Annotated in this window: 5 protein-coding genes; all 5 read left to right on the plus strand. The window is 33.6% G+C overall.

Annotated features, from left to right (window positions below):
- Nucleotides 1-43: 43 nt before the first annotated feature.
- The 5 genes from gyrB (at nucleotide 44) to F8153_RS02970 (ending at nucleotide 6132) form a co-directional block, all read left to right on the plus strand.
- Nucleotides 44-1957, plus strand: coding sequence for a DNA topoisomerase (ATP-hydrolyzing) subunit B (gyrB, locus tag F8153_RS02950; RefSeq protein WP_151864863.1), 1914 nt, complete (start codon nucleotides 44-46; stop codon nucleotides 1955-1957).
- 15 nt (nucleotides 1958-1972) lie between these two features.
- Nucleotides 1973-4423 carry a DNA gyrase subunit A gene (gyrA, locus tag F8153_RS02955; protein ID WP_151864864.1) on the plus strand — a complete coding sequence of 817 codons (2451 nt, stop codon included), beginning with the start codon at nucleotides 1973-1975 and terminating at the stop codon, nucleotides 4421-4423.
- Between the two features lie 131 nt (nucleotides 4424-4554).
- Nucleotides 4555-4872 carry an STAS domain-containing protein gene (locus F8153_RS02960; protein WP_151864865.1) on the plus strand — a complete coding sequence of 106 codons (318 nt, stop codon included), beginning with the start codon at nucleotides 4555-4557 and terminating at the stop codon, nucleotides 4870-4872.
- A gap of 10 nt (nucleotides 4873-4882) precedes the next feature.
- Nucleotides 4883-5338 (plus strand): ATP-binding protein, encoded by a 456-nt coding sequence (locus tag F8153_RS02965; protein ID WP_243136881.1) that lies wholly within the window; start codon nucleotides 4883-4885, stop codon nucleotides 5336-5338.
- A complete protein-coding gene (locus F8153_RS02970; protein ID WP_151864867.1) occupies nucleotides 5335-6132 on the plus strand; it encodes a SigB/SigF/SigG family RNA polymerase sigma factor in 798 nt (265 codons plus the stop codon). Before F8153_RS02965 ends, F8153_RS02970 begins: the two co-directional genes overlap by 4 nt.
- Nucleotides 6133-6327: the final 195 nt, after the last annotated feature.

Here is a 6327-nt window from a genome sequence, read left to right on the forward strand (position 1 = left end):
AGAGATATACTTTAGATAGTGGTAAAGTGGGAGGTATAAATAAATGGAAAATAAAATACAACAGTATGGAGCAGAACAAATTCAGGTTTTAGAAGGCCTTGAACCAGTTAGAAAAAGACCTGGTATGTATATAGGGACTACTGGGCCAAGGGGATTGCATCATTTAGTTTATGAGGTTGTTGACAACAGTATAGATGAAGCTCTAGCTGGTTTCTGTGATAAAATTCTAGTAGTTATTAGAGAGGATAATTCTATACTTGTTGAGGATAATGGTAGGGGGATACCTATTGATATCCATCCTAAAACGGGTAAATCAACCCTTGAGACAATCATGACTGTCCTTCATGCTGGTGGAAAATTTGGTGGAGGGGGGTACAAGGTTTCTGGTGGATTACACGGTGTTGGAGTTTCTGTTGTAAATGCCCTTTCAGAGACAGTACAGGTAGATGTAAGATTAAATGGAAAACATTATAGGCAATGCTATCATCGTGGACAACCCCTTAGTGATGTTGAGGTAGTTGGGGAAACAACTGGAAAAGGTACTACTACAATATTTAAGCCCGACGCTGATATTTTTGAAGAAACAGAATATAAATTTGAAACCTTAGAATATAGACTAAGGGAATTGGCCTTTTTAAATAAGGGTATAAAAATTGTACTTAAGGATGAAAGACCAGGATTAGAAAAAGAAAGCACCTTCCATTATACTGGAGGAATCATAGAGTTTGTTAAACATCTTAACAAAAATAGAGAAGTAATACATGAAAAGGTTATTTATTTTGAAAAGGATAAGGATGATTCAGTAGTTGAAATTGCAATGCAATATACTGACTCATATACAGAAAATATTTTTAGTTTTGCAAATAACATCAATACCCAAGAGGGTGGAACCCATTTAATAGGATTTAAAACAGCCATCACAAGGGTTATTAATGATTATGCAAGAAAAAGCAATTATCTTAAGGAAAAGGAAGCAAATCTCTTAGGGGAAGATATTAGAGAGGGATTAACTGCCATTGTTTCAGTAAAACTGACTGAACCTCAATTCGAAGGCCAAACAAAGACCAAGTTAGGTAATAGTGATATGAGGGGAATTGTAGAAGGGATAACAGCAGATTATTTTCAAGCCTTTTTAGAAGAAAACCCTTCGGAAGCTAAAGCCATAATCGAAAAATCCTTAAGGGCTCAAAGAGCTAGGGAGGCAGCTAAAAAAGCCAGAGAATTAACAAGAAGAAAGGGAGTTTTAGAAAATACCGCCCTACCTGGAAAGCTTGCTGATTGCTCAGAAAAAGATCCAGCCCTTAGCGAAATCTATTTAGTTGAGGGTGATTCAGCAGGAGGAAGTGCAAAGCAGGGAAGGGATAGATCTACTCAGGCTATACTCCCTTTAAGGGGTAAAATTCTTAATGTTGAAAAGGCCAGGTTAGACAAGATATTAAACTACAATGAAATAAGATCTATGATAACAGCCTTTGGCACAGGGATTGCTGGAGATTTTGATATTGAAAAGCTAAGATACCATAAAATAATTATCATGACAGATGCAGACGTTGATGGTGCTCATATCCGCACATTACTACTAACCTTCTTCTTTAGATATATGAGACCATTAATAGAAATTGGACATATTTATGTGGCCCAACCTCCCTTATATAAAATTAAAAAGGGAAAAACAGAGCTTTATGCATATTCAGATAAAGAACTCAATAAAAAGCTTGATGAGATAGGTAGAGATACTAAAGCAGAGATTCAAAGATATAAAGGTTTAGGAGAAATGAATCCAGAGCAGTTATGGGAAACCACTATGAATCCTGAAACTAGAACCTTATTAAGGGTTGATATAGATGATGCAGCAGCAGCAGACGAGATTTTCAATACTTTAATGGGGGATAAGGTTGAACCAAGAAGAGAATTTATTGAAAGAAATGCAAAGTATGTTAAAAACCTTGATATATAGTATGGGGGAATAATGATGATAGAAGAAAACAATAAAATAGTCCCAATAGGCATTGAAGAAGAAATGAAAAAATCTTATATAGATTATGCGATGAGTGTTATTGTAGGCCGAGCTCTTCCGGATGTTAGAGATGGATTAAAGCCTGTTCACAGAAGAATTTTATATGCAATGAGTGAACTAGGAATGACACCAGATAAGCCCTTTAGAAAATCAGCTCGTATCGTAGGTGACGTTCTAGGTAAATATCATCCTCATGGAGACTCAGCGGTTTATGATGCTATGGTAAGGATGGCCCAGAATTTCTCAACTAGATATTTATTGGTAGATGGACATGGTAACTTTGGTTCTGTAGATGGTGATAGTGCTGCAGCAATGCGTTATACAGAGGCAAGATTATCTAAAGTTTCTATGGAGATGATTCGGGATATTCATAAGGAAACAGTAGACTTTATACCAAACTTCGATGATACTCTAAAAGAACCACAGGTACTGCCAAGTAGGTTTCCCAATTTATTAGTAAATGGATCAAATGGTATTGCTGTTGGTATGGCTACTTCAATACCCCCCCATAATCTAGCGGAGGTAATTGATGGATTAATACACTTAATTAATAATCCTGATGCCGAAGTAGATGAAATTATGAATTTTATTAAGGGTCCAGACTTTCCCACTGGTGCTCAAATTATGGGTAAAGAAGGAATGAAGGAAGCTTACCTAACGGGTAGAGGTAAGGTAAAGGTAAGGGCTGTAGCAAATATTGAAGAAATGAAGAATGGTAGACAGCAAATTATTGTTAATGAAATTCCATACCAGGTTAATAAAGCAAAGCTTATTGAAAAAATAGCTGATTTAGTAAGGGATAAAAAGATTGAAGGTATCTCAGACCTTAGAGACGAGAGTGATCGCTCTGGAATGAGAATTGTAATAGAACTAAAAAAAGATGCCAATGCCAATGTTGTATTAAATAAATTATATAAGCACTCTCAAATGGAAGACACCTTTAGTATTATCATGATTGCCCTTGTTAATGGAGAGCCAAGAGTACTAAATTTAAAAGAGGTTCTAAGCCATTACATAGACCATCAAAAAGATATTATTATCAGAAGAACCCAATTTGATCTAAATAAAGCAGAAGAAAAGGCTCATATTTTAGAGGGTTTAAAAATTGCTTTAGATAATCTAGATGAAGTTATTTCTTTAATAAGATCATCAGAAACTGTTCATATAGCAAAGGCTGGCTTGATTGAAAAATTCAGTTTATCTGAAAAACAAGCCCAGGCAATATTAGAAATGAGGCTTCAACGTTTAACAGGACTAGAAAGGGATAAAATAGAGGCAGATTTAGAGGAAACCTTAAGATTAATTCAAGAGCTAAAGGAAATTTTAGGTAGTGAACAATTGATTCTAAATATCATAAAAGAAGAAATTTTAGAAATAAAAGACCGATTCAGTGATGATAGAAGAACCCAAATCGTTATGGATGAAGGGGAAATAAGCATTGAAGATCTTATAGATGAAGAGGATGTTGTTATTACTCTAACCCATTTTGGATATGTAAAAAGATTACCTATTGACACTTATAAAAGCCAAAAACGAGGTGGAAAGGGTGTAACCGGGGTTACCACTAGAGAAGAGGATTTTGTAGAGAAGTTAATTATCACATCAAGCCACGATTATCTTTTATTCTTTACAAATAAAGGTAAGGCATATAAATTAAATGTATATGAGATTCCAGAAGCAAAGAGACAAGCTAAGGGCACTGCTATAATTAATCTTCTTCAGCTCACACCAAACGAAAAGATCGCAGCAGTAATCCCTATGAACAGAGAATGTGATCAGCAGTATCTATTAATGGCTACTAAGCAAGGTATTATTAAGAAGACCCAACTTTGTCAGTTTGATAACACCAGAAAGTCAGGATTAACAGCCATCAATATCAGAGAAGAGGATGAATTAATCAGTGTAAGAATATCAGACGAAGGATATAGTGTTATGATTATAACCTCCGATGGTATGTCTATAAAGTTCAATGAAAGCAATGTTAGAGATATGGGCAGAACGGCAATGGGTGTAAAATCAATTAATTTATCAGAGGGTGATGAAGTAGTTGCTATGGAAGTTACCGCAGATAATAATGATTTGTTGGTTGTTAGTGAAAAGGGCTTTGGAAAAAGAACAAAAGTAAGTGAATACCGCACTCAAACAAGGGGTGGAAAGGGTATTAAAACCTATAATGTTACTGAAAAAACAGGAAAAGTTGTAGCAGCTAAGATTGTTAATGATGATGAAGAAATATTATTAATAAACAATGATGGAACAGTGATAAGGTTAAATGTAAAGGGTATATCCCAAATGGGAAGGAATACAAAGGGTGTTACCCTAATGAGAACAGAAGAAGATGAAAAAATTGTTTCGGTAGCTCTTATTCCAATTCATGAAGACGAAGAAGAAATGGAAGAGGAGTAGATAGTGAAGTTCTGATAATTGGAGGCATCAACTGAATAATGTAATTGATGCCTTTATTTATTAGATAAATTGTTTAAAAACCAATAAAATGGGTAATAGTATTAAGTCAATTAAACTAAGGGGGGTTAAAAATGTCATTATCCATCGTTAAAAATTTTGATTTTGAAAAGGGTTTATGGAACATTCAGCTTAATGGAGAGGTAGACGTTTATACTGCAGGACAACTTAAAGAAACCTTTATCAGTCTTTTAGAAGAAAAGAAGGAATCCATAAAAATTGATGCTAGTGAATTAGAGTATATAGACAGTACTGGATTAGGTGTACTGATAGGGATACTGAAAAGACTTAAACAGGATAATAAGAATATTATCATTATAAATATTAAACCAAGCATAAAGAAATTACTAAATATAACAGGCTTAGACAAAATATTTGTAATAGAGGGGTGAAGTGAACACCATGAACAAAATTGCAAAGGAGTATACAAATATGAGTATAAAAAAGGATCATATAAAACTATCGATACCAAACAGGCCTGAATATGTAAGTGTTATTAGATTAACAGTAGCAGCTATAGCTAATAGAATGGGATTTGATATAGAAAAAATTGAAGATTTTAAAGTTGCAATAGCTGAAGCATGTACGAATGCAATAACCCATGGTAAACATTTAAAAGATGATAATTTTAATATAGAGTTTATAGTAGAGGATGAAAAACTAACTATTTACGTACAGGATAATGGAAAGGGATATTCTGCTGAAAAATTAGAATCTCCTGATTTAAATAATTTAAGAGAAGGAGGGTTAGGGGTATTCATAATTAAATCATTGATGGATGAAGTAGACATTGTTTCTGAATTAGGGAGAGGTACAACCATTAAGATGTCAAAATATTTGGGGGATGATTTTCAATGAAAAATGTAGCAAAGGCTACTGATAATAATGAAATAGTACAGTCCCTAAAAAAGCTTTCGGATAAAGAACTATTCCTAGAGTATTCTAATGCCAAATCAATTGATTTAAGAAATGAATTAGTAAGTAGGCATTTATATATAGCTGAAATTTTATCAAAAAAATTCTTAAATAAGGGAATTGATTATGAAGATATCTATCAAGTAGCATCATTGGGGTTAATTTATGCTATAGAAAGATTTGATATAAGTAAAGGCTTTGAATTTTCTAGCTTTGCAACTCCAACTATAATAGGTGAAATCAAAAAGCATTTTAGAGATAAAGGGTGGTCAATAAGGGTACCTAGAAGAATTCAAGAGTTATCGAAAAAAGTGAACACAGCAAAGAATACTCTACATCAAAGACTTCAAAGAAGTCCATTGGTTAAAGATATAGCTGAGTATTTAGAATGTACTGAGGATGAAGTAATTGAAGCAATGGAGGCCAGTCAGGTTTATACACCAAAATCTTTAGATATAACCTATGATAATGATGGAGAAGATAAAGATATTCAATTAATGGACTTAATTGGTGAAATGGACAAAAGCTTTGATGCTATAGAAAATAGGGACTTTCTACAAAAGACAATGGAAAAATTAAATGAAGTAGAAATAAAGGTATTAAAGGATAGATTCTTTAATCATAAAACTCAGATGCAAGTGGCAGAAGAATTACAGGTTTCACAAATGACTATATCGAGAATGGAAAAGAAAATAGTAGAAAAATTTAGAAAAGAACTCAATAAGACCATTGAATAATTGAAAAGAGCTTACTTTAAGCTCTTTTATTGCACTGATGTAATACTATTGACAGCATCAACTAATCATGTTATAGTTTATAAGTTCCCTTAAGCAGGGAACAAAATTCGACAAAAAAAGTGTTGACAAAGGTTTTTAAAAATGATATAGTAGTTAAGTCGCCACTTGATGGCGGTTGGGGGTAAACCCCTTGGA

This window comes from Alkaliphilus serpentinus, assembly GCF_009017255.1.
Lineage (GTDB): Bacteria > Bacillota > Clostridia > Peptostreptococcales > Natronincolaceae > Alkaliphilus_D > Alkaliphilus_D serpentinus.